Raw genomic sequence first — 21391 nt, forward strand, 5'->3', positions numbered from 1 at the left:
TCCGGGGGGCATCTTGCGTATGTGGTCGACGCAGCGCTGGTTCAGGCAAAGCTTCCCGGCGTGGACCGGGTCTCGATCGTTACCCGGTTGTTCCGGTCTGCGGATCTTCCATCCGTGCATGGCCTGCGATCGGAGTGCGTCACCGACAGATTGACGATCGACCGGGTCGATAGTGGCGACGACCGCTATCTCGAAAAGGAGGCGCTCGCCGCCGACCTGCCCGCATTCACCGAGGCGTTTTGCCGTCACATTGCCGGACTGGCGGTCATGCCCAACGTCATCCATGCGCATTTCGCCGATGCCGCAGCCGTCGCGATCGAGGCACGCCGCCGGTTCGGCATTCCGTTCGTCTACACGCCGCATGCGCTGGCGATCGACAAGCGGCGGCAGGGCCTTGGCGGAGCCGAACTCGACACGCGGATCGCGGCGGAGACGATCGCGATCGCCGCGGCGGATGCATTGATCGTGTCGACGCGGGACGAGGCCGAACGGCAGGTCCCGGCCTATGGCGTCGGGGTCGCGGGCCGGATCCACTGCGTTCCGCCAGGCGTACCGTGCCGTCCTGACACAGGTGACACGGTGACGCTTGTCGACCGCCTGGGAGACTGGCTCGATCGGCCTGATATCCCGATCCTGCTGGCGATCGCGCGACCGGTGGCGAAGAAGAACCTCGCGGCCCTTGTCCGCGCGTTTGCGGCGGATCCGGTTCTGCACGAACGTGCGAATCTGGTGATCCTCGCCGGGCAACATGGGGGCCAGTCGTCGAGTGAGGAACGGGCGGTGCTGGGCGAACTGCAGGCGCTTGCCGCTAGTCCTGCACTGCGCGGGCGATTCGCCTTGCCGCCGCGGCACGATGCTTCGGACGTCACTGCGCTGTACCGGCGAGCGGCGGCAGGCGGCGTGTTTGTCAACCCGGCGCTGCACGAACCGTTCGGGCTGACCCTGATCGAAGCGGCAGCGGCCGGCGTTCCGGTCGTCGCGACCCGCAACGGAGGGCCGGCGGAGATCGTCGCGCAGATCGGTCACGGCCTGCTGGTCGATCCGCGTGACGAACAAGGGATCGCGGCGGCCTGCCGCGCGGTGATCGAAGACGCCGGACTTCATGCGCGGCTGAGCCAAGCGGCGCGCGGGGGAAGTGTGGCGTATGACTGGCAGCGTTATGCAGGGTCGGCTGTCAGGATCTATGCGGCATTACGGCGCCAACCCGCTCTGCTGGCATGCGACATCGACAACACGCTGACCGGGTCGGTCGATGGTGCAGCGGCGTTCGCACGTTGGCGGCATGGCAGCAGCCTGCCGTTCGTGGTCGCGACGGGGCGCAGCTTCGCCGAGGCGCGCGCGGTGCTGGCGCAGTGGCATTTGCCCGAGCCGGACGCGTTCATTGTCGATGTCGGGACGCGGATCCTCCGTCCGGCGGCGCAAGGCGGGTGGCAGTCCTGCGCAGCGTTCACTGACGCGCTCGATAAGGACTGGGACCGGGCGGCGGTACGTGCGGCGATTGCCCCGCTCGGCATCTGCGCTCAGCCGGTCGTTACCGAGGGCGCGCACAAGCTCAGCTTCTTTGGCGACGCCGCCGACGCCGCAGCGATCCGCGCGGCTCTGACGCAGGCGGGGCTCGCAGCGCGGGTCGTGTTCTCGCACGGTCGGCTGATCGACGTGCTGTCCCCCGGCGGCGGCAAGGCGGCAGCGATCGCGGCTTATGCGGCCGGGTTGGGACTGACACTCGACGACTGCATCGCAGCGGGGGACAGCGGCAATGACCTCGACATGCTCGACGCATGCGGGTTCGCGATCGTCGTTGCCAATGCGAGTGATGAACTGTCGACGCTTGCCGCGCGTCCCGGGCTGCACCGCACCACGCGCAACCATGCCGCCGGGGTGGTCGAGGGGCTGGCACGGCTCGGATTGACCACGCCGGCCGTGCAAGTCGCGGCATGACGCGTCCGTTCGGCTATTTCGTCCACCATCAGGGTCGCGGGCATGCGGAACGTTGCGCCGCGATTCTGCAGGCGCTGCCGCCGTCGCGTTCCGTGACGATCTTCTGCGCGCGCGACGATATCTTCCCCGCGCTGCCGGCACAGGCGCGGATCGTGACAATCCCGTCGCTGTTCGAGCCGACCGGGGCGGAGGTGGCGATGGACTGGGTCGCGACGCCCGCGACGCTGCACTGCGCGCCGCTCGGCTGGCCGGGGATTCGAAGCGCGATGGCGACGATCGCCGACTGGTTCGCGCAAGCGGACCCCGCGCTGATGATCTGCGACGTGTCGGCGGAGATCGCGCAGCTGGCGCGGATCTGCAGCGTACCGCACGTGAAGGTGCTGCAGCATGGCGACCGCGGCGATGCCGGGCACCGCGCGGCCTATGACGGCGCCGCCGGGCTGCTCGCCGCGTTCCACCGCGATCTCGCCCAGCCCGACTGGGACGCGGCGATGGTCGAAAAGACGTGTTTCGCGGGCGGGCTGGGGGTCGATACGCAGGGGGCTGACCGGAGCGCGGCGCGGGAGCGGCTGGGGATCGGCGAGCGCGAGGAGATGATCCTCGTCATGGCCGGCGGCGGCGGCAGCGGGTTCGGGCAGGCGCCACTGGGCGTCGGCGCGCGCAGCCGGCCTGCCGCGCGCTGGATCACGATCGGGCCGGTCGTGCGCGACTGGCATGCGACCGAGCCCGCCAATATCGAACATCGCGGCTGGGTGGAGAATGCGGCGGACTATGTCGCGGCGGCGGATCTGGTGATCGCGTCGACGGGCAACACGACCTGCCAGCAGATCCTGGCGGCGGCGCGGCCGTGGATCGCGGTACCCGAGTGGCGCTATTTCGACGAGCAGCACCGCAAGGCCGACGCGCTGGGCGCGGCGGGGGTGGCGTGCATCCGGCCGCATCTGCCGTCGTCGGCGGACGCGTGGACGCAGGCGATCGACGCCGCCTATGCGCAGCACCGCCCCGAGCGGCAGCGCGCGATGATCGCCGAGGCCCCCGCCGACGATGCCGCGCGCTGGCTCGAAGCGCTGGCGGCAAGGCTCTGGGGCACGGCACCGCACCCGGCCTGATCCGTTCTGCCCCCGTCGTTACCCTGTTCCGTCCTGTTCCCAGATCCCATTGGAGCCCTACCCATGTCCGCTATCTCGATCGTCACGCTGGCCAAGGGGCGGGCCGAGCATCTCTACAATCTGGTTTTGGGGCTCACGCGACAGACGACCCCGCCGCGCGAACTGATCGTCGCGGTGATGCAGGACGAGCCCTATGTCCTGCCCGAGACGGATTTTCCGGTTCGCCAGCTGATGATCGCGGGCGAGGCGTTGCCGCTGGCCGCCGCGCGCAACCTGGCGGCGCGGACTGCGACGGGGGAGGGGCTGATCTTCCTCGACATGGACTGTATCCCGGCGCCGGGCCTGGTCGCGGACTATGCCGGGCACCTTGCAACCTATGACGGGTTGCTGATGGGCGAGGTGATGTACCTGCCGGGCGGCGCGACGAAGGGGGACTGGCGCAGCGAGGATTTCGCGGACGTCGCGGTGCGGCATTCGGACCGGCGCGGACCACCGGCCGAGGGAATCGAGGCGTGCAACGACTATCGCTGTTTCTGGTCGCTCAACTTCGCGATGCGGCGCGCGACCTTCCTCGCGGTCGGCGGGTTCCACGAGGGCTATAACGGCTATGGCGGCGAGGATACCGACTTCGGCAAGGTGCTCGACACCGCGGGCGTGCCGATCGCGTGGATCAAGGGCGGGCTGGCGCATCATCAATATCACCCGCACCACATGCCGCCGGTCCATCATCTCGACAGTGTGATCCGCAATGCCGAGCTGTTCGAGGCGCGCTGGGGCTATCGGACTATGGGGCACTGGCTGCACGCGTTCCGGCTGATGGGGCTGATCGACGACCGGCCCGGCCAGCCGATCCGCGTGCTGCGCCGCCCCGATGACGCGGATCTCGCGCTGACCGGACAGCAGAGCCACCAGCCCTATGCCAATACCGCAAGCGTCATCCGCCTGCTGGAAGAACGTGTCGCTGCGAGTGCTGCGGCGGCGTGAGGATCGCTTTGCTCTCGCACGTCCGCCAGCGGATCGCGCAGCCGTTCATGGGCGGGATGGAATCGCACAGCTGGTATCTGGCGGAAGGGCTGCAGGCACGCGGTCATGACGTCGTGCTGTTCGCGAGCGGCGACAGCGATCCGCGTTTCGCAATCGATCCGGTGCTGCCCCAGCATTACGAGCGCGTGTTTCCCTGGGCCGAGCATCGCGGGTCGGCGCCGCTGATCGCGCATGTCGACCAGGGCTATATCGCGGCGTGCGAGAGGATCGCGGCGGGTGGGTTCGACGTGGTGCACAACAACAGCCTGAGCCGCTTCCCGATCGAGCCGCAGCGGACCGCGATCGTGCCAACCGTCACCTCGCTCCACGTGCCGCCCTATGACGCGCTGCACTGGTTCGTGAAGGCGAGCCCGTCACCGACGCACCGGCTGACGGTGACGTCGCAAGCACAGCTGCGCGCCTGGTGGCCCGACGGTGCGCCCGCCGAGGCATCGGTGCTGCACAACGGCATCGACCCCGCGGCGTGGGGGTTCTCGCCCGCAGGGGACGGCAGCGCGATCTGGTCGGGACGGATGACGCCGAACAAGGGGCCGCATCTGGCGGTGCAGGCGGCGCAGCGCGCGGGCGTGGCGATCACGCTCTACGGACAGATCGAGGACCCGGATTATTGGGCGGCCGAGGTCGCGCCGCATCTGGGACCCGACGTTCGGTATGGCGGACATCTGGACGGCACGGCGCTGGCGTCGGCGCTCGGGCAGGCGTCGGTGTTCCTGTTCACGCCGTGCTGGGACGAGCCGTTCGGGCTGGTCGCGGCGGAGGCGATGGCGTGCGGCCTGCCAGTCGCCGCGTTCGACATGGGCGCGTCGCGCGAGGTCGTGGGCGAGGCGGGGTGTCTCGCTGGGCCGGGCGACGTCGCGGGGCTGGCGGCGGCGATCCCTGCGGCGATGGCGATTCCGCGCGATGTGCCGCGCGCTCGGGTCGAACGGCTGTTCACGCGCGACCGCTGGCTTGACCGGTGCGAGACACTCTATGCCGAGGTATGCGCGGCCAAGGCGGAGATGGTCGCGTGACGGTATCTGCACGGATACGGGGCGATGACGTCATCGCGGCGCAGCAGGAGGCGCTGGCGGCGCTGTACCGGCAGCATGTCGGGCACGGCGACCGCTATGCGCTGCTCGACTTTCCCGATCACGCCAATGTCGGCGACAGCGCGATCTGGCTGGGCGAGATCGCCATGCTCCGCGCGATCACCGGGCGCGATCCCGATCATGTCTGTACCTGGGACGCGTTCGACGCGGACGCGTTTCGCCGCGACAGTCCGGCGGGCGTCGTCTTCCTGCACGGTGGCGGCAATCTGGGCGATATCTGGCCGCATCATCAGCATTTCCGCGAGGCTATGCTGGCGGAGTTTCGCGACCGGACGATCGTCCAGCTGCCGCAGTCGATCCATTTCCGCGCTGGCGAGGGGCTCGACCGCTTCGCCGCCTGCGTCGCCGCGCACCCCGATTTCCACCTTTATGTCCGCGATGCGCAGAGCCTCGACCTCGCACAGCGGTTGTCCTGCACGGTCGCGCTCGCGCCTGATTCCGCGTTCGCGCTGGGGGCGCAGGCGCGTGGGCCGGCAGATTGCGATCTGCTGATGCTGATGCGGACCGATGACGAGCGCGTGGCGGGGGATCGCGGGCCGGTGCCCGAGGGGGCGGTGGTGCTCGACTGGCTCGAGGATGGCGTGCTGCCCCTATGGGAGGCGGGGATGCCGCGTGCTGCGCACTATGAGCGGCTGGCCGGTGCGCGGGTCGCGCGCGGGCTGACGCTGCTGTCGCGCGGGCGGCAGGTCGTCACCGACCGGCTGCACGCGCATATCCTCGCGCTGCTGCTGGGCACCCCGCACGTCGCGCTCGACAATGATTATGGCAAGCTGTCCGCCTATATCGCCGCCTGGACCGCGCCGTCGCCGCTGCTGCTGCGCGAATGATCGACGTCAGTGTGCTGATCTGCACGCGCGACCGGGGGGCGTCGCTGTCGCGCACGCTCGACTCGGTGACGCGCGCGGTCGGCGTCGCGGGGGACGTGGCGGTCGAGATGATCGTCGTCGACAACGGGTCCCGCGACGATACCGCGGCGCGTCTGGCAGCCTGGCAGGCGGAGCAGGCGTTTCCCGTGATGCTGCTGGCCGAGCCGCGCGCGGGGCTGGCGCGGGCGCGCAATCTGGGGCTGGCGCATGTCCGCGGGCGGATCGTCGCGATGACCGACGACGACTGCGTGCTCAAGCCGGGTTATCTGCTCGCGCTGGTCCGCCGGTTCGCCGGGGTCGCGACGCCGACGATCGTGGGCGGGCGGATCCTGCCGGGCGATGCCGCGGACCTGCCGGTGACGCTGAAGCTAGAGGATCATCCGATGGAGCCGGTGCCGGGCGCGTTTCCCGGCGGGTTCGTGATGGGCGCGAACCTTGCCTTCACGCACGACGTCATCGCGCGGACGGGGCCGTTCGATACGCGGTTCGGCGCGGGCGCGCGGTTCGTGGCGGCGGAGGATACCGATTTCCTGTTCCGCGCGATCGCGGCCGGGGTGGTCGTGGCCTATGACCCGTATTTTGTAGTTGAGCATCACCACGGGCGCTGCCGGCCCGACCAGGTGATCGCGCTGCTCGCGGGCTATGGCTATGGCGACGGCGCGCTCTACGCCAAGCATATCCTGACCGACCGGCGAATCCTGGGTGCGATCCGCCGCGACCTTGGCGACGCGCTCCGCGAGATCCGCGCTGGGACACGGCCCTTTCCCTATATCCGGCGCTTCCACAGCTTCCGCCTGCGCCACATGCTGCGCGGCTTCTTCGCTTATGCCGGGCACGGGCTTACGGCGCGGGTACGGCTTTCAAACGCACACGAAAAGGCCTGATGCCGCGGCGTCGCAGCATCAGGCCCATGATCGATTGTCCAGACCGAGCCCGCAGGCTCAGGCGGTGATTACTTCGAGCGTTCGACCTGCTCGAACTCGAGCTCGACCGGCGTGGCGCGTCCGAAGATCGACACCGACACCTTGACGCGGCTGCGGTCGAAATCGAGTTCCTCGACCAGACCGTTGAAGCTCGCGAACGGACCGTCGAGCACCTTGACCTGATCGCCGATCTCGTAGTCGACCTTGACCTTCTGCTTGGGAGCGGCCGCGGCCTCTTCCTCGCTGTTGAGCATCCGCGTGGCCTCAGCCTCGCTGATCGCCTGCGGCTTGCCCATGCTGCCGAGGAAGCCGGTCACCTTGGGGGTGTTCTTGACGAGGTGATAGACGTCGTCGTTCATGTTCAGCTTGGCGAGAACATAGCCCGGCATGAACTTGCGCTCGACCGCGATCTTCTTGCCGCGGCGGGCCTCGGTGATCGTCTCGGTGGGGACTTCGATCTGCTCGACGAGCTGTTCGAGACCCATACGGGTCGCCTCTGCCATGATCGAGTCGCGGACCTTGCCCTCGAAGCCCGAATAGGCGTGAATGATGTACCAGCGCGCCATGTGCGGACCTTATTGAGCGAGTTTCAGAAGGGCGGTGACGATCGCCTGAAGGATCGAGTCGACGCCGAAGAAGAAGAGCGCGAGGATCGTCGTCATGATGACGACCATCACCCCGGTCATGATCGTCTCGCGACGCGTCGGCCACGTAACCTTGGAGGTTTCGGTGCGGACCTGCCGGATGAATTCGAGTGGGGACGTTTTAGCCACGGTGCTGTTCGAACCCGCCTGATGGAGACATGAAAAGAAGCGAGGCATAGACCCATAACCCGCTCCCTGTGAAGGGTCGCCCCGTCAATAGGGCCCCGTCAAAGGGGTCGGGCATGCGTCCGTCTCGCTGTCGGATGGCGGCGCAGATAGCTTCCGCGCCAACGGAACGCAAGGGGTGGGGCGGCAGCGCCCGCCGGGCGGCCCCGTTATGACCCGACTCGGCAGCGCATGAGGCGCCCTGCACCAGCCTTTCGCGCATGATTGAAAGCATAAGGGGATGCGTGGGAGGCGGGACCGGAAGGCGCGGGGGCGGGCGTTTGCGCCCTCTCCCCCGCCGGCCGTCAACCGGTGCCGGTCTTGCCGGCGGCGCCTCTCCTGCGTTTCTGTTATGTTTGCCGGCGTGACGGACCGACATCGGTATATCAGCGCACAGACCAAAAAAAAGGCCGGTCAAAGACCGGCCGTAAAAGTTTTAGGAGAGGATGCCTGAAAGGCACAGTCTTTGTGCATCGCAGCAGCGAATTTCACAACTGCGCAAATTGCATTGTGAAATGCGTTTTGTGCAATCGCGATTGACGCGACTTTACTGATCCCTGACCCCATGGTCAGAGATGCATATCGACGACGATGTGAGAAGATCTGGCAGGAGTGCTCGGATTCGAACCGAGGGCCTTCGGTTTTGGAGACCGACGCTCTAACCAACTGAGCTACACTCCTGTGCGGTGGCGGGCTCTAGCGCCATGTCCGCGGCAGGGCAAGCGCCTGTTCATGCCCGACGTACGATTGTCGAACGTGCAACCAATCTGGCGTCGGGTTCAGGGCAGGGTGGGGTGATCCCCGTGTTGACCGCAGCTGACTCCTGACCTATAGGCGCGCCCTGTTCTTCGGGAGTCTTTCCCGCCGGGCATGCTTGAACATTGCTGGATGCATTCCAGGGCCTGAGGAGCGTTTTGCGCTTCCTAGGGTCCTTTTTGTATTCTCAGGCGCCTCAATGGCTCCAGCAAAGTAACCATTTGAAAGGTGAAGGCTTCAATGCCGACGATCAACCAGCTGGTCCGCAAGGGCCGCGATCCGCAGAAGGCCAAGTCGAAGGTCCCTGCGATGGAAGCCAACCCGCAGAAGCGCGGCGTTTGCACCCGCGTCTACACGACGACCCCGAAGAAGCCGAACTCGGCTCTGCGCAAGGTGGCCAAGGTTCGCCTGACCAACCAGCGCGAAGTCATCAGCTACATCCCGGGCGAGGGCCACAATCTTCAGGAGCATTCGGTTGTCCTGATCCGTGGCGGTCGTGTCCGCGATCTTCCCGGTGTTCGCTATCACGTCCTGCGCGGCGTGCTCGATACACAGGGTGTGAAGGACCGCCGTCAGTCGCGTTCCAAGTACGGCGCCAAGCGTCCGAAGTAAGCCGATCAATGCCAACCGACGCAAGTCGGCACTGGTATGTTTGATCACACAGGCTGAAGTTTAGAAGGAATATAAAATGGCACGTCGTCGTCGTCCCGAAAAGCGGGTCATCCTGCCTGATCCCAAGTTCGGGGATGAGGTTCTGTCGAAGTTCATGAACAGCGTCATGCTGGACGGCAAGAAGTCCGTCGCAGAGCTGATCGTGTACGGTGCATTCGAAACCGTCGAGAGCCGCGCCAAGCGCGACCCGATCGGCGTTTTTCATGATGCGCTGAACAACGTGAAGCCGGGCATCGAAGTCCGTTCGCGTCGCGTCGGTGGTGCAACCTACCAGGTTCCCGTCGAAGTGCGTCCCGAGCGTGCACAGGCGCTGGCGATCCGCTGGCTGATCGGTGCGGCACGTTCGCGCAGCGAGAACACGATGGCCGCACGGCTGTCGGGCGAGCTGATGGACGCGGCCAACAACCGCGGCAACGCGGTCAAGAAGCGCGAAGACACGCACCGGATGGCAGAAGCCAACCGTGCATTCTCGCACTACCGCTGGTAACAGCGGGCTTCGAAGCCTAGCATTGGTAACCGTGTCACGGGCGGTCTTTCGCCCGTAACGCAAACACCTATATATTGGGGAGCCGGCACGTTCGGCTCCCCATATCCTTAAGGAAGCACGATCATGGCCCGCAGCCATCCGCTCGACCGTTACCGCAACATCGGCATCATGGCGCACATCGACGCCGGCAAGACGACGACGACCGAGCGCATCCTCTATTACACCGGCAAGTCCTACAAGATCGGCGAAGTGCATGAAGGCACCGCGACGATGGACTGGATGGAGCAGGAGCAGGAGCGCGGGATCACGATCACGTCGGCTGCAACCACCTGCAAGTGGCGCGCCGAAGAAGGTAAGGGTGAAGAGCACCTTATCAACATCATCGACACCCCGGGCCACGTCGATTTCACGATCGAAGTCGAGCGTTCGCTGCGCGTCCTCGACGGCGCGGTCGCGTGCTTCGACGGCGTTGCCGGTGTCGAGCCGCAGTCCGAGACCGTGTGGCGTCAGGCCGACAAGTACGGCGTGCCGCGCATGTGCTTCGTCAACAAGCTCGACCGCACCGGTGCCGACTTCTACTTCTGCGTCGACTCGATCATCGAGCGTCTCGGTGCGCGCCCGGCGGTCCTGTACCTGCCGATCGGCATGGAAGGCGGCTTCAAGGGCCTGGTCGACCTCGTCGAGAACCGCGCGATCATCTGGCTCGAAGAGAGCCTGGGCGCGAAGTTCGAATATCAGGACATCCCGGCGGACATGGCCGACAAGGCCGCGAAGTATCGCAGCGACCTGATCGAGATGGCTGTCGAGCAGGACGATGCTCTGATGGAAGCCTATCTTGAGGGTAACGAGCCCAGCGTCGCCGACCTCAAGAAGCTGATCCGCAAGGGTACGCTCAGCATGGCGTTCGTCCCCGTGGTCTGCGGTTCGGCGTTCAAGAACAAGGGCGTCCAGCCCCTGCTCGACGCCGTGGTCGACTATCTGCCGTCGCCGCTCGACGTTCCCGCGATTCAGGGTCTGAAGCTCGACGGCGTGACGCCGGACGAGCGTCCTTCGTCGGACGAGGTTCCGTTCTCGGCACTGGCGTTCAAGATCATGAACGATCCGTTCGTCGGCACGCTGACCTTCGCCCGCATCTATTCGGGCAAGCTGGAGACCGCATCGCAGGTCACCAACTCGGTCAAGGACAAGAAGGAAAAGGTCGGCCGCATGCTGCTCATGCATGCGAACAGCCGTGAGGACATCCAGGAAGCGTTCGCGGGCGACATCGTCGCTCTCGCAGGCCTCAAGGACACGACCACGGGCGACACGCTCTGCGCGATGAACGCACCGATCATCCTCGAGCGGATGGAATTCCCCGAGCCCGTGATCGAGCTGTCGGTGGAGCCGAAGACCAAGGCCGATCAGGAGAAGATGGGCGTCGCGCTCAATCGTCTCGCACGCGAGGATCCGTCGTTCCGCGTGTCGTCGGACCCCGAGTCGGGCCAGACCATCATCAAGGGCATGGGCGAGCTCCATCTCGAGATCCTGGTCGACCGCATGAAGCGTGAGTTCAAGGTCGAGGCCAATGTCGGTGCTCCTCAGGTCGCGTATCGCGAATATCTGAAGAAGCCGGTCGACGTCGACTACACGCACAAGAAGCAGTCGGGCGGCACCGGCCAGTTCGGTCGCGTGAAGGTCAAGGTCACGCCGGGCGAGCGCGGTTCGGGCATCACGTTCAAGGACGAGATCAAGGGCGGCAACATTCCGAAGGAATATCTGCCCGCGATCGAGAAGGGCTTCCGCGAGACCGCCGCGTCGGGTTCGCTGGTCGGCTTCCCGATCATCGATTTCGAGATCGTGCTGTATGACGGCGCGTATCACGACGTCGACTCGTCGGCTCTGGCGTTCGAAATCTGTGCACGTGGCGCAATGCGCGAAGTCGCGCAGAAGTCGGGCATCACGCTGCTCGAGCCGGTCATGAAGGTTGAGGTCGTCACCCCGGAGGACTATCTGGGCGACGTCATCGGCGACATGAACAGCCGTCGTGGCCAGATCCAGGGCACCGACAGCCGCGGCAACGCGCAGACGGTCGAGGCGATGGTGCCACTGGCCAACATGTTCGGCTATGTGAACTCGCTCCGCTCGTTCACGCAGGGCCGCGCGCAATACTCGATGCAGTTCTCGCATTATGATGAAGTGCCGCAGAACGTCGCTGACGAGGTGAAGGCGAAACTGGCCTAACCCTTTAAGGGGGTAGGGCTAGCGTCAGGCTTTAACAGCCGCTATGGGGCCGCGTTCGCGCGGTTCCCGGTGTGGCACCGGAATACGAATCAGAAGGTAGGAAACAATGGCCAAGGCAAAATTTGAGCGGAACAAGCCGCATCTCAACATCGGCACCATCGGTCACGTCGATCATGGCAAGACGTCGCTCACCGCTGCGATCACGAAGGTTCTCGCCGAGACGACCGGCGGTACCGCTGTCGACTTCGCAAACATCGACAAGGCTCCCGAGGAGCGCGAGCGCGGCATCACGATCTCGACCGCACACGTCGAGTACGAGACGGCCAACCGTCACTACGCGCACGTCGATTGCCCGGGCCACGCCGATTATGTGAAGAACATGATCACCGGCGCAGCCCAGATGGACGGCGCGATCCTCGTCGTTTCGGCGACCGATGGCCCGATGCCGCAGACCCGTGAGCACATCCTGCTCGCACGCCAGGTCGGCGTGCCTGCCATGGTCGTGTTCATGAACAAGGTCGATCTGGTCGACGACGAGGAAATCCTCGAGCTGGTCGAGATGGAAATCCGCGAGCTGCTCAGCTCGTACGACTTCCCGGGCGACGACATCCCCGTCATCAAGGGTTCGGCAACCTGCGCGCTGTCGGGTTCGAACCAGAAGCTCGGCGCCGACGCCGTCACCGAGCTGATGCAGGCTGTCGACGACTACATCCCGCAGCCCGAGCGTCCGCTCGACAAGCCGTTCATGATGCCGATCGAGGACGTGTTCTCGATCTCGGGTCGTGGTACGGTCGTCACCGGCCGCGTCGAGACCGGCATCGTCAAGGTTGGCGAGGAAGTCGAGATCGTCGGTATCCACCCGACCGTTCGCAAGACCACGGTCACGGGCGTCGAGATGTTCCGCAAGCTGCTCGACCAGGGCCAGGCTGGCGATAACGTCGGCGCGCTGATCCGCGGCGTCGCTCGCGACGAAGTCGAGCGTGGCCAGGTGCTCTGCAAGCCAGGCACGATCAAGCCGCACACCGACTTCAACTCGGAAGTGTACGTGCTGTCGAAGGAAGAGGGTGGCCGTCACACGCCGTTCTTCGCCAACTACCGCCCGCAGTTCTACTTCCGTACGACGGACGTGACCGGCACCGTCGAGCTGCCTGAGGGTACCGAGATGGTCATGCCAGGCGACAACGTGTCGCTCGGCATCAAGCTGATCGCACCGATCGCCATGGACGTGGGCCAGCGCTTCACGATCCGCGAAGGCGGCCGTACCGTCGGTGCAGGCGTCGTCAGCCAGATCGACAAGTAAGCATCCTCTCCTTCGGGAGATGATCGAAGAGCCCGGCTTCTCGCGAGAGAGGCCGGGCTTTTTGTGTTTGGGAAAGTGGCGTTCGGGAAGTGTGTCGATCAAATCGATCAGCGTCCTCGGCGGCCGCCCGCTAGCGGACATTCGTGATACCGGGCAAAACAAGCGTATGGCATTTCAAAACCCTCTTCCGCTCATCGCTGCCTGCCTTGCTCTTAGCGGGTGCGGACAGGCTGTGGAGGAGCTGCCCGAGATCCTTATCGGCGCCACGACGACAGGAGGGAGCAACTCGCTATGCGAAGGCGGTAATGATCACGGCTCTCCGACTGAAACTGCATCCCACTCGCCTGAAATCGTCGAGCGGCTTCGGGCTGACTATCCAGCCGGATCGCCAGCTTCGAAACTTAGGACCACCCTCTTGCGGCAAGGGTTCATCATTCACGACGGTTGCTCATTCGACAAAACCGTAAGCTGGGCTGAGTTTCGGCAGCGGCGGTCGAACGGAGTTGCGACTTATCAAGCGGCGTTTGGGACCGTGTATTGGAAGCAGGATCCCGCTGGTCGTGTGATTTGGGCGACTGGCGATATTGCCTACACTGGCTTGTAGACCTGCCTTCCGTGCAAATCCTCCCCCGCTAGGGGGAGGTGGCGCCTGAGGCGTCGGAGGGGGAGGGGGCGATCAGCTCTCGATGGTGGTCCGGCGTTGCAGTGCGACGGACGTGATCTGGCGGACGACGTCGTCGAGATTGGCCAGCATTTCGCGGGCTGGGTAGCGGAGGACGCGGATGTCTTGGGCGATTAGCCAGGCGTCTCGCGTTGCATCTCGTTCGGGGCGGTTGCCGTGATTGTGGGCTTCGCCGTCGACTTCGATCGCAAGTTGGGCTGCGGCGCAGTAAAAGTCCAACACATACTGCCCTGCAGCATGTTCTCGTCTGAAGCGGAGTCCTGCCTCGTTACCTCGTAACGCCAGCCACAATGCTATCTCGGGCGGGGTCATCTGTTTCCGTAGCCGCTTGCGTTGCTGCGGCCGGTCAGGGATCCTTCGAGCTACATCACTTTCCTCCCCCTCCGTCACGCTTCGCGTGCCACCTCCTCTGGAGGGGAGGATCGATGGGTAGCATGGCGTTCGACAGATCGATCCGGAAAACCCACAACCGCCGGTTGCATTTCACCCGACTCTCCCGTAATGGCCCGCCTTCGGTTTAAACATCAACCAGCAAGAGCCCGGAAACGGGCCCGCTCTTTCGCATCGGTAGGGACTATGGACAGCAATATCCGCATTCGTCTGAAGGCGTTCGATCACCGTGTGCTCGATCAGGCCACTGGCGACATCGCCGACACCGCACGCCGCACCGGCGCGCTCATCCGCGGTCCGATTCCCCTTCCGACGCGCATCGAAAAATTCACCGTGAACCGCGGCCCGCACATCGACAAGAAGTCGCGCGAGCAGTTCGAGGTGCGCACGTACAAGCGTATGCTGGATATCGTCCAGCCGACGCCGCAGACGGTCGATGCGCTGATGAAGCTGGACCTCGCCGCTGGCGTTGACGTCGAGATCAAGCTCGCCTAAGGGCGAGCGCGGCGCGGTCGACCGGTAACGGTCCCGCGCCGTTCGACATTGGGATACCGCCGTCGGTGCAAACCGACGGGGCAGCGTCCCCCGTCACGCTCTCGCATTCGCAGGAGCACCAGCCCGGGACGGGGCGCGTTTCGTATTTACCGGGTTGATCCGACTCCATTCAGGGCTTTTGCCGTGGATGGGGTCAGGTGGATGCATCATGGAGCTTGCTCCGGACATGGTCCGCAAGCCCCCGAGGAATAGTCCGACGGGGCCTCTGTCTAGGAAGGGACAAGATCATGCGTACTGGCGTGATCGCGAAGAAAATGGGGATGACCCGCCTGTTCCAGGAAGATGGTCGGCACGTGCCGGTCACCGTTCTGGCACTCGAAGGCAATCAGGTCATTTCCGTTCGCGAAATGGATCGTGACGGCTACACGGCCGTCCAGCTTGGTGCAGGCGTTGCCAAGTCGAAGAATGTCGCAAAGCCGCAGCGCGGCCATTTCGGCAAGGCCGAAGTGGAGCCCAAGGCTGTCGTCCATGAGTTCCGTGTGAACGCAGACGGCCTGCTCGACGTTGGCGCCGAGATCTCGGCCGACCATTATGTCGCAGGCCAGATCGTCGATATCCAGGGCAAGACCCAGGGTAAGGGCTTCCAGGGCGGCATGAAGCGTTGGGGCTTCGGCGGTCTGCGGGCAACCCACGGCGTGTCGGTCTCGCACCGTTCGCTCGGTTCGACCGGTCAGCGCCAGGATCCGGGCAAGGTCTTCAAGAACAAGAAGATGGCCGGCCACATGGGCGACAAGTATCGCACCCAGCAGAACCTCGAGATCGTATCGACGGACGTCGAGCGTGGTCTCCTGTTCGTCAAGGGTTCGGTTCCTGGCTCCAAGGGCGGCTGGCTCTTCGTCAAGGACTCGGTGAAGGTCGCGCGCCACGCCGACGCACCGTTCCCCGCCGGTCTCAAGACCGTCAACAGCAACACCGCAGCAGACACGCCGGCCGAAACGACCGACGCACCTGCAGCCGACGGCCAGGAGGGCTGAGCGTGAAGATCAAGCTTTCATCTTTCGCCGGCACCGAGGGCGCGGACATCGAGCTCAACGACGAGATCTTCGGTCTCGATCCGCGCGCCGACATCCTGCACCGTGTGGTCACCTGGCAGCTCGAGAAGCGTCGCGAGACGGCTCGTGGCACCCGTGAGCGCGCAGACGTCGCTCGCACCGGCAAGAAGTTCGGTCGCCAGAAGGGCGGCGGTACGGCACGTCACGGCGATCGCCGCGCGCCCGTGTTCATCGGTGGTGGTAAGGCACACGGCGCTCGCGTCCGTGACTTCAACCCGTCGCTGAACAAGAAGGTTCGCGCGCTCGGTCTGCGCATGGCGCTCAGCAGCCACGCCAAGGCGGGTTCGCTGGTCATCATGGACAGCCTGGCTGTCGAGGGTGGCAAGACCAAGACGCTGCAGGGCGATCTCGCCAAGCTCGGCTTCGGCAAGCGTGCGCTCGTCATCGACGGCGACATGGTCGACACCAGCTTCGCATTCGCTGCGGGCAACCTGTACGAAGTGAACGTGATGCCGGCAGCTGGCGCGAACGTTTACGACATCCTGAAGCATGACACGCTGGTGCTGACGCGCGCCGCTGTCGAAAAGCTGGAGGCGCGCTTCCATGGCTAAGAAGCAGAAGGCGGGCATCGATAATCGTCATTACGACGTTATCCTCGCCCCGCACATCACCGAGAAGACGACGACCCTGTCGGAGCACAACGCGGTGGTGTTCAAGGTGTCCAACGACGCCACGAAGCCCGAGATCAAGGCGGCCGTAGAGGCACTGTTCGACGTGAACGTCGTCGGCGTGAACACGCTCGTCCAGAAGGGCAAGACCAAGAAGTGGAAGGGCACGAACTACTCGCGCTCCGACATGAAAAAGGCAATCGTGACGTTGAAGGACGGTCAGTCCATCGACGTGACGACGGGGATCTGAGGCCATGGCACTCAAGCATTATAATCCGACATCGCCGGCACGCCGCGGTCTCATCCTGGTCGACAAGTCGTCGCTCTGGAAGGGCAAGCCCGTCAAGGCGCTGACCGAAGGCAAGCACAAGACCGGCGGCCGTAACAATAAGGGTCATGTGACCTCGCGCGGCATCGCCGGTGGTCACAAGCAGAAGTACCGCTACATCGACTTCAAGCGTCGCAAGTGGGACGTCGAGGGTACGGTCGAGCGGATCGAGTATGATCCCAACCGCACCGCGTTCATCGCCCTGGTCAAGTACCCGGACGAGGAACTCGCCTACATCCTGGCGCCGCAGCGTCTGGCCGTTGGCGACAAGGTCCTCGCGGCCAAGAAGACCGACGTGAAGCCAGGCAATGCCATGGAACTCGGTCAGATGCCGGTCGGCACCATCGTCCACAACGTGGAGATGAAGCCGATGAAGGGTGGTCAGATCGCCCGTTCGGCCGGCACGTATGTGCAGGTTGTCGGTCGCGATAAGGGCATGGTGATGGTCCGCCTGAATTCGGGCGAGCAGCGCTACATCCGCAGCGATTGCATGGCGACGGTTGGCGCGGTTTCGAACCCCGACAACCAGAACCAGAACCTGGGCAAGGCAGGGCGTTCGCGCTGGCTTGGTATTCGTCCGCTGACGCGCGGCGTCGCCAAGAACCCGGTCGACCATCCGCACGGCGGTGGTGAAGGCCGCACCTCGGGTGGCCGTCATCCGGTCACGCCTTGGGGCAAGCCGACGAAGGGTGCGCGCACGCGTCACAACAAATCGACCGACAAGATGATCATCCGGTCGCGTCATTCGACGAAGAGGAAGGGCTAACATGGCTCGTTCAGTCTGGAAGGGTCCGTTCGTGGACCTTCATCTGCTCAAGAAGGCAGAAACCGCCCAGGACACCAACGCGCGTTCGCCGATCAAGACCTGGTCGCGTCGCTCGACGATCCTGCCGTCGTTCGTGGGCCTCACGTTCAACGTCTATAACGGCCGCAAGTTCGTGCCGGTCTCGGTCAACGAGGACATGGTCGGGATGAAGCTGGGCGAGTTCGCGCCCACGCGCTACTTCCCCGGCCACTCCGCCGACAAGAAGGGCAAGCGCTGATGTCTAAGCAAGTCAGCCCGCGCAAGGTCGCGGACAACGAGGCGCTTTCGGTCGGTACGCAGATCCGCGGTTCCGCGCAGAAGCTCGGCCTCGTGGCTGCGCTCATTCGTGGCAAGAAGGTCGGCGATGCGATGAACATCCTCGCCTTCTCGACCAAGGGCATGGCGATCGAAGCCCGCAAGGTGCTGGCCTCGGCCATCGCCAATGCGGAGAACAACCACAACCTCGACGTCGACTCGCTGGTCGTCGCCGAGGCATCGGTTGGCAAGTCGATCACGATGAAGCGCTTCGCGACCCGCGGCCGCGGCAAGTCGACCCGCATCCTCAAGCCATTCAGCCGTCTGCGCATCGTCGTGCGCGAGCAGGAAGAAGCATAATGGGTCAGAAGAGCAACCCCATCGGTCTGCGTCTGCAGATCAACCGTACCTGGGATAGCCGCTGGTACGCCGAAGGCGCCGACTATGGTCGGCTCCTGCTCGAGGATCTCAAGATCCGCGCATATATCATGAAGACGCTGCCGCAGGCTGCGATCTCCAAGGTTGTGATCGAGCGTCCGGCCAAGCTGGCCCGCATCTCCATCTTCGCTGCACGCCCCGGCGTGATCATCGGCAAGAAGGGTGCGGACATCGAGAAGCTGCGTTCGACGATCGGCAAGATGACGTCGTCGACCGTGTCGCTGAACATCGTCGAGATCCGCAAGCCGGAAGTCGATGCGCGTCTCGTCGCGCAGGGCATCGCCGATCAGCTCGAGCGTCGTATCGCCTTCCGTCGCGCCATGAAGCGTGCGGTTCAGTCGGCGATGCGTCTCGGTGCCGAAGGCATCCGCGTGAACTGCGGCGGCCGTCTTGGCGGCGCCGAGATCGCACGGTCGGAGAGCTATCGTGAAGGTCGGGTTCCGTTGCACACGCTGCGCGCGAACATCGATTATGCCGAGGCTACGGCGCACACGTCTTATGGCGTTTGCGGCGTGAAGGTCTGGGTCTTCAAGGGCGAGATTCTCGGCAACGATCCGACGTCGTACGACCGCATCATGATGGAGGCTCAGACCTCCGGCGTGCGGCCGCAGCGCGACGATCGTCGCTAAGGGGCAGGAACAGACATGCTGCAACCAAAAAAGACCAAGTTCCGGAAGGCCTTCAAGGGCAAGATTTCGGGCGACGCCAAGAGTGGCTTCTCGCTCAATTTCGGCTCCTACGGCCTGAAGGCCATGGAGCCCGACCGGATCACCGCACGTCAGATCGAGGCGGCTCGCCGCGCGATCACGCGCCACATGAAGCGCCAGGGGCGTTTGTGGATCCGCATTTTCCCAGACCTTCCGGTCTCGGGAAAGCCAGCCGAAGTCCGCATGGGTAAGGGCAAGGGCGCGCCGGAATATTGGGCCGCTCGCGTCAAGCCGGGTCGGATCCTGTTCGAGCTCGACGGCGTCGACGGCAAGATCGCCGCCGAGGCATTCGAGCGGGCGGCCATGAAGCTGCCGATCAAGGTAAAGGTCGTTGCCCGCCTGGGCGACACCTCGCATCTGGGAGGCGAGTAAGATCATGGCTCGTATCGACGACATGAAGGCCAAGAGCGACGACCAGCTGTCGGAGTCGCTTGGCGAACTGAAGCGCGAGCAGTTCAACCTGCGCTTCCAGGCCGCCACGAACCAGCTCGAAAAGCCGAGCCGCGTTCGTGAGGTCCGCCGCGACATCGCTCGCATCAAGACCCTGCAGGCTCAGCGCACCAGCGCTGACGCCGCGAAGTAAGGAACACATCATGCCGAAGCGCGTGCTGACCGGTCTGGTCGTGTCCGACAAGGGCGACAAGACGGTGGTCGTGAACGTCGAGCGTAAGGTGAAGCACCCGCTCTACGGGAAGATCATCCGTCGCTCGAAGAAGTATCATGCTCATGACGAGAGCAACGAGTTCAAGCAGGGCGAGACCGTGCGGATCGAAGAGACCGCACCGATCTCCAAGCTGAAGACCTGGAAGGTGATCGAGCGGGTCAACACCCACGCGACGCCGGAGCGGGCTTCGGCCGAGGGCTGAATCAAACATGAGGGCAGGGGGGCAACTCCCTGCGCTCTTGTTTTCGTAGCCAGGAACGGCTAAGCGGCCGCTCCTCCCCGTTGCGGATTCGTCCGCGGCGGGGTGATTTTTTAGGCGGGGTTCGGTCGGTATCGACCCCAGAGACAGAGAAGGGATACGGATCCATGATCCAGATGCAGTCCAATCTCGACGTCGCTGACAACAGCGGCGCGAAGCGGGTGCAGTGCATCAAGGTGCTTGGGGGTTCCAAGCGTCGTGTTGCAGGCGTTGGCGACATCATCGTCGTCAGCATCAAGGAAGCGCAGCCACGGGGCCGCGTGAAGAAGGGCGACGTTCACCGCGCGGTGATCGTTCGTACCGCCAAGGATATCCGCCGTGCAGACGGTACAGTCATCCGCTTCGACGGCAACGCCGCGGTGCTGGTCAACAAGAACGAGGAGCCGATCGGCACCCGTATCTTCGGCCCAGTCGTTCGCGAGCTGCGTGGCAAGAAGCACATGAAGATCATCAGCCTTGCGCCGGAGGTGCTGTAATGGCGAGCCAGCGTATCAAGAAGGGTGACAAGGTCATCATCCTGTCCGGCAAGGACAAGGGCAAGACCGGCGAAGTCACGATGTCGATGCCGAAGACCGACAAGGTCGTCGTCTCGGGCGTGAACATCGCGGTGCGCCACACCAAGCCGACCCAGGGTGACCCGCAGGGTGGCCTGGTTCGCAAGGAAGCACCGATGCACGTCTCGAAGGTCGCTCACGTGACCGCAGACGGCAAGCCGACCCGCGTCCGCTTCGAGGAGCAGGATGGCAAGAAGGTCCGCGTGGCCGTCAAGACCGGGGAGAAGATCAATGGTTGATCAGAACACCGCCGCTGGCACCGAGGCCGCCTACACGCCGCGCATGCGGAAGATGTATGATGAGACGATCATCAAGGCGATGACCGAGAAGTTCGGCTACAAGAACGTCATGGAGATCCCCCGGATCGACAAGATCGTGCTGAACATGGGTGTCGGCGAAGCGACGCAGGACAAGAAGAAGGTCGACCAGGCAGCCCAGGAAATGGAGCTGATCGCCGGCCAGAAGCCCGTCGTGACGAAGGCCAAGAAGTCGATCGCGCAGTTCAAGCTGCGTGAGGGCATGCCGATCGGCGTGAAGGTTACCCTTCGCCGCGAGCGCATGTACGAGTTTCTCGACCGTTTCATCACGATCGCTCTTCCCCGCGTCCGCGATTTCCGCGGTCTCAATCCGAAGAGCTTCGATGGCCGTGGCAACTATGCCTGCGGTATCAAGGAGCAGATCGTGTTCCCAGAAATCAGCTATGACCGGGTCGACAAGGTCCGCGGCATGGATGTGATCGTGACGACGACCGCCAAGACCGACGACGAGGCTCGCGAGCTTCTCCGTCTCTTCGGCTTCCCGTTCCCGATCGAAGACGACGCTGCCGACGAGAAGAAGGCAGCTTAACTACCAACCGCCGCCCCTGACCTCGTGTCACGGGCG

At 64.5% G+C, this 21391-nt stretch carries 27 protein-coding genes and 1 tRNA gene; 24 read left to right on the forward strand and 4 right to left on the reverse strand.

Going from position 1 to position 21391, the window contains the following annotated elements:
* The first annotated feature begins 60 nt into the window (after window positions 1-60).
* The 6 genes from GV027_RS15630 (at window position 61) to GV027_RS15655 (ending at window position 6929) form a co-directional block, all read left to right on the forward strand.
* Window positions 61-1938 carry an HAD family hydrolase gene (locus GV027_RS15630; protein WP_236559254.1) on the forward strand — a complete coding sequence of 626 codons (1878 nt, stop codon included), beginning with the start codon at window positions 61-63 and terminating at the stop codon, window positions 1936-1938.
* Window positions 1935-3047, forward strand: a complete 1113-nt coding sequence (locus tag GV027_RS15635) for a glycosyltransferase (RefSeq protein ID WP_159512420.1) — start codon at window positions 1935-1937, stop codon at window positions 3045-3047. The genes GV027_RS15630 and GV027_RS15635 overlap by 4 nt, the downstream gene beginning before the upstream one ends.
* Window positions 3048-3110: 63 nt before the next feature.
* Window positions 3111-4031 carry a glycosyltransferase family 2 protein gene (locus GV027_RS15640; protein WP_159512421.1) on the forward strand — a complete coding sequence of 307 codons (921 nt, stop codon included), beginning with the start codon at window positions 3111-3113 and terminating at the stop codon, window positions 4029-4031.
* The gene (locus GV027_RS15645; protein WP_159512422.1) at window positions 4028-5101 is read left to right on the forward strand and encodes a glycosyltransferase; all 1074 of its coding nucleotides are present in this window, start codon (window positions 4028-4030) and stop codon (window positions 5099-5101) included. The genes GV027_RS15640 and GV027_RS15645 overlap by 4 nt, the downstream gene beginning before the upstream one ends.
* Window positions 5098-6006 (forward strand): polysaccharide pyruvyl transferase family protein, encoded by a 909-nt coding sequence (locus GV027_RS15650; RefSeq protein WP_236559255.1) that lies wholly within the window; start codon window positions 5098-5100, stop codon window positions 6004-6006. The genes GV027_RS15645 and GV027_RS15650 overlap by 4 nt, the downstream gene beginning before the upstream one ends.
* Window positions 6003-6929, forward strand: a complete 927-nt coding sequence (locus tag GV027_RS15655; protein ID WP_159512424.1) for a glycosyltransferase family 2 protein — start codon at window positions 6003-6005, stop codon at window positions 6927-6929. The genes GV027_RS15650 and GV027_RS15655 overlap by 4 nt, the downstream gene beginning before the upstream one ends.
* A gap of 68 nt (window positions 6930-6997) precedes the next feature.
* On the opposite strand, the gene nusG is transcribed toward GV027_RS15655, so the two are convergent.
* The 3 genes from nusG to GV027_RS15670 form a co-directional block, all read right to left on the reverse strand.
* Window positions 6998-7534, reverse strand: a complete 537-nt coding sequence (gene nusG / locus GV027_RS15660; RefSeq protein ID WP_159512425.1) for a transcription termination/antitermination protein NusG — start codon at window positions 7532-7534, stop codon at window positions 6998-7000.
* Between the two features lie 9 nt (window positions 7535-7543).
* Window positions 7544-7741 carry a preprotein translocase subunit SecE gene (gene secE, locus GV027_RS15665; RefSeq protein WP_031393770.1) on the reverse strand — a complete coding sequence of 66 codons (198 nt, stop codon included), beginning with the start codon at window positions 7739-7741 and terminating at the stop codon, window positions 7544-7546.
* 640 nt (window positions 7742-8381) lie between these two features.
* A tRNA-Trp gene (locus GV027_RS15670) sits at window positions 8382-8458 on the reverse strand.
* 315 nt (window positions 8459-8773) lie between these two features.
* Here GV027_RS15670 and rpsL point away from each other — a divergent pair.
* From rpsL to tuf, 4 genes are all read left to right on the forward strand, one after another.
* Entirely contained in the window at window positions 8774-9145 is a 372-nt protein-coding gene (gene rpsL / locus GV027_RS15675; RefSeq protein ID WP_010164594.1) for a 30S ribosomal protein S12, read from the forward strand.
* A gap of 76 nt (window positions 9146-9221) precedes the next feature.
* The gene (gene rpsG / locus GV027_RS15680) at window positions 9222-9692 is read left to right on the forward strand and encodes a 30S ribosomal protein S7 (RefSeq protein ID WP_031393769.1); all 471 of its coding nucleotides are present in this window, start codon (window positions 9222-9224) and stop codon (window positions 9690-9692) included.
* A 123-nt stretch (window positions 9693-9815) separates the two neighbouring features.
* A complete protein-coding gene (gene fusA, locus GV027_RS15685) occupies window positions 9816-11912 on the forward strand; it encodes an elongation factor G (protein ID WP_031393768.1) in 2097 nt (698 codons plus the stop codon).
* A gap of 106 nt (window positions 11913-12018) precedes the next feature.
* A complete protein-coding gene (gene tuf / locus GV027_RS15690; RefSeq protein ID WP_031393767.1) occupies window positions 12019-13212 on the forward strand; it encodes an elongation factor Tu in 1194 nt (397 codons plus the stop codon).
* A 676-nt stretch (window positions 13213-13888) separates the two neighbouring features.
* Here the strand turns inward: tuf and GV027_RS15695 are convergent.
* A complete protein-coding gene (locus GV027_RS15695; protein ID WP_268893570.1) occupies window positions 13889-14284 on the reverse strand; it encodes an endonuclease domain-containing protein in 396 nt (131 codons plus the stop codon).
* Window positions 14285-14470: 186 nt separating this feature from the next.
* Here GV027_RS15695 and rpsJ point away from each other — a divergent pair, with 186 nt between their 5' ends.
* From rpsJ to rplE, 14 genes are all read left to right on the forward strand, one after another.
* A complete protein-coding gene (gene rpsJ, locus GV027_RS15700) occupies window positions 14471-14779 on the forward strand; it encodes a 30S ribosomal protein S10 (protein WP_007406109.1) in 309 nt (102 codons plus the stop codon).
* Window positions 14780-15066: 287 nt separating this feature from the next.
* Window positions 15067-15813 carry a 50S ribosomal protein L3 gene (rplC, locus tag GV027_RS15705; protein ID WP_031393765.1) on the forward strand — a complete coding sequence of 249 codons (747 nt, stop codon included), beginning with the start codon at window positions 15067-15069 and terminating at the stop codon, window positions 15811-15813.
* A 2-nt stretch (window positions 15814-15815) separates the two neighbouring features.
* Entirely contained in the window at window positions 15816-16442 is a 627-nt protein-coding gene (gene rplD / locus GV027_RS15710; RefSeq protein WP_031393764.1) for a 50S ribosomal protein L4, read from the forward strand.
* Complete coding sequence (locus GV027_RS15715) at window positions 16435-16749, forward strand: 50S ribosomal protein L23 (RefSeq protein ID WP_031393763.1); 315 nt, start codon at window positions 16435-16437, stop codon at window positions 16747-16749. Before rplD ends, GV027_RS15715 begins: the two co-directional genes overlap by 8 nt.
* A 4-nt stretch (window positions 16750-16753) precedes the next feature.
* Complete coding sequence (gene rplB, locus GV027_RS15720; protein WP_031393762.1) at window positions 16754-17593, forward strand: 50S ribosomal protein L2; 840 nt, start codon at window positions 16754-16756, stop codon at window positions 17591-17593.
* A 1-nt stretch (window position 17594) separates the two neighbouring features.
* Window positions 17595-17870, forward strand: coding sequence for a 30S ribosomal protein S19 (gene rpsS, locus GV027_RS15725; protein ID WP_031393761.1), 276 nt, complete (start codon window positions 17595-17597; stop codon window positions 17868-17870).
* Window positions 17870-18247, forward strand: a complete 378-nt coding sequence (gene rplV, locus GV027_RS15730; RefSeq protein ID WP_037529220.1) for a 50S ribosomal protein L22 — start codon at window positions 17870-17872, stop codon at window positions 18245-18247. Before rpsS ends, rplV begins: the two co-directional genes overlap by 1 nt.
* Window positions 18247-18954, forward strand: coding sequence for a 30S ribosomal protein S3 (gene rpsC / locus GV027_RS15735; protein ID WP_031393759.1), 708 nt, complete (start codon window positions 18247-18249; stop codon window positions 18952-18954). The genes rplV and rpsC overlap by 1 nt, the downstream gene beginning before the upstream one ends.
* A 15-nt stretch (window positions 18955-18969) precedes the next feature.
* On the forward strand, window positions 18970-19404 hold the full coding sequence (gene rplP, locus GV027_RS15740) for a 50S ribosomal protein L16 (protein ID WP_031393758.1): 435 nt from the start codon (window positions 18970-18972) through the stop codon (window positions 19402-19404).
* 4 nt (window positions 19405-19408) lie between these two features.
* A complete protein-coding gene (gene rpmC, locus GV027_RS15745; protein ID WP_031393757.1) occupies window positions 19409-19615 on the forward strand; it encodes a 50S ribosomal protein L29 in 207 nt (68 codons plus the stop codon).
* A gap of 10 nt (window positions 19616-19625) precedes the next feature.
* Complete coding sequence (gene rpsQ, locus GV027_RS15750; protein WP_031393756.1) at window positions 19626-19898, forward strand: 30S ribosomal protein S17; 273 nt, start codon at window positions 19626-19628, stop codon at window positions 19896-19898.
* Between the two features lie 164 nt (window positions 19899-20062).
* Complete coding sequence (gene rplN / locus GV027_RS15755) at window positions 20063-20431, forward strand: 50S ribosomal protein L14 (RefSeq protein ID WP_031393755.1); 369 nt, start codon at window positions 20063-20065, stop codon at window positions 20429-20431.
* Window positions 20431-20748: a 50S ribosomal protein L24 gene (rplX, locus tag GV027_RS15760; protein WP_031393754.1), complete on the forward strand. Its 318-nt coding sequence runs from the start codon at window positions 20431-20433 to the stop codon at window positions 20746-20748. Before rplN ends, rplX begins: the two co-directional genes overlap by 1 nt.
* Window positions 20741-21355: a 50S ribosomal protein L5 gene (gene rplE / locus GV027_RS15765; RefSeq protein ID WP_042466294.1), complete on the forward strand. Its 615-nt coding sequence runs from the start codon at window positions 20741-20743 to the stop codon at window positions 21353-21355. The genes rplX and rplE overlap by 8 nt, the downstream gene beginning before the upstream one ends.
* Window positions 21356-21391: the final 36 nt, after the last annotated feature.

The sequence above is a fragment of the Sphingomonas sp. T1 genome, from assembly GCF_902506585.1.
Taxonomy (GTDB): domain Bacteria; phylum Pseudomonadota; class Alphaproteobacteria; order Sphingomonadales; family Sphingomonadaceae; genus Sphingomonas; species Sphingomonas aerolata.

Coding starts and splice junctions, on each gene's coding strand:
- rplN (WP_031393755.1), top strand. CDS start 20,063: ATGATCCAGATGCAGTCCAATCTCGACGTCGCTGACAACAGCGGCGCG.
- rpsJ (WP_007406109.1), top strand. CDS start 14,471: ATGGACAGCAATATCCGCATTCGTCTGAAGGCGTTCGATCACCGTGTG.
- rpsC (WP_031393759.1), top strand. CDS start 18,247: ATGGGTCAGAAGAGCAACCCCATCGGTCTGCGTCTGCAGATCAACCGT.
- rpsQ (WP_031393756.1), top strand. CDS start 19,626: ATGCCGAAGCGCGTGCTGACCGGTCTGGTCGTGTCCGACAAGGGCGAC.
- rplE (WP_042466294.1), top strand. CDS start 20,741: ATGGTTGATCAGAACACCGCCGCTGGCACCGAGGCCGCCTACACGCCG.
- fusA (WP_031393768.1), top strand. CDS start 9,816: ATGGCCCGCAGCCATCCGCTCGACCGTTACCGCAACATCGGCATCATG.
- nusG (WP_159512425.1), bottom strand. CDS start 7,534: ATGGCGCGCTGGTACATCATTCACGCCTATTCGGGCTTCGAGGGCAAG.
- rpsG (WP_031393769.1), top strand. CDS start 9,222: ATGGCACGTCGTCGTCGTCCCGAAAAGCGGGTCATCCTGCCTGATCCC.
- GV027_RS15715 (WP_031393763.1), top strand. CDS start 16,435: ATGGCTAAGAAGCAGAAGGCGGGCATCGATAATCGTCATTACGACGTT.
- rplB (WP_031393762.1), top strand. CDS start 16,754: ATGGCACTCAAGCATTATAATCCGACATCGCCGGCACGCCGCGGTCTC.
- rpsS (WP_031393761.1), top strand. CDS start 17,595: ATGGCTCGTTCAGTCTGGAAGGGTCCGTTCGTGGACCTTCATCTGCTC.
- rpsL (WP_010164594.1), top strand. CDS start 8,774: ATGCCGACGATCAACCAGCTGGTCCGCAAGGGCCGCGATCCGCAGAAG.
- GV027_RS15655 (WP_159512424.1), top strand. CDS start 6,003: ATGATCGACGTCAGTGTGCTGATCTGCACGCGCGACCGGGGGGCGTCG.
- rpmC (WP_031393757.1), top strand. CDS start 19,409: ATGGCTCGTATCGACGACATGAAGGCCAAGAGCGACGACCAGCTGTCG.
- rplC (WP_031393765.1), top strand. CDS start 15,067: ATGCGTACTGGCGTGATCGCGAAGAAAATGGGGATGACCCGCCTGTTC.
- rplP (WP_031393758.1), top strand. CDS start 18,970: ATGCTGCAACCAAAAAAGACCAAGTTCCGGAAGGCCTTCAAGGGCAAG.
- rplX (WP_031393754.1), top strand. CDS start 20,431: ATGGCGAGCCAGCGTATCAAGAAGGGTGACAAGGTCATCATCCTGTCC.
- GV027_RS15640 (WP_159512421.1), top strand. CDS start 3,111: ATGTCCGCTATCTCGATCGTCACGCTGGCCAAGGGGCGGGCCGAGCAT.
- rplV (WP_037529220.1), top strand. CDS start 17,870: ATGTCTAAGCAAGTCAGCCCGCGCAAGGTCGCGGACAACGAGGCGCTT.
- GV027_RS15635 (WP_159512420.1), top strand. CDS start 1,935: ATGACGCGTCCGTTCGGCTATTTCGTCCACCATCAGGGTCGCGGGCAT.
- tuf (WP_031393767.1), top strand. CDS start 12,019: ATGGCCAAGGCAAAATTTGAGCGGAACAAGCCGCATCTCAACATCGGC.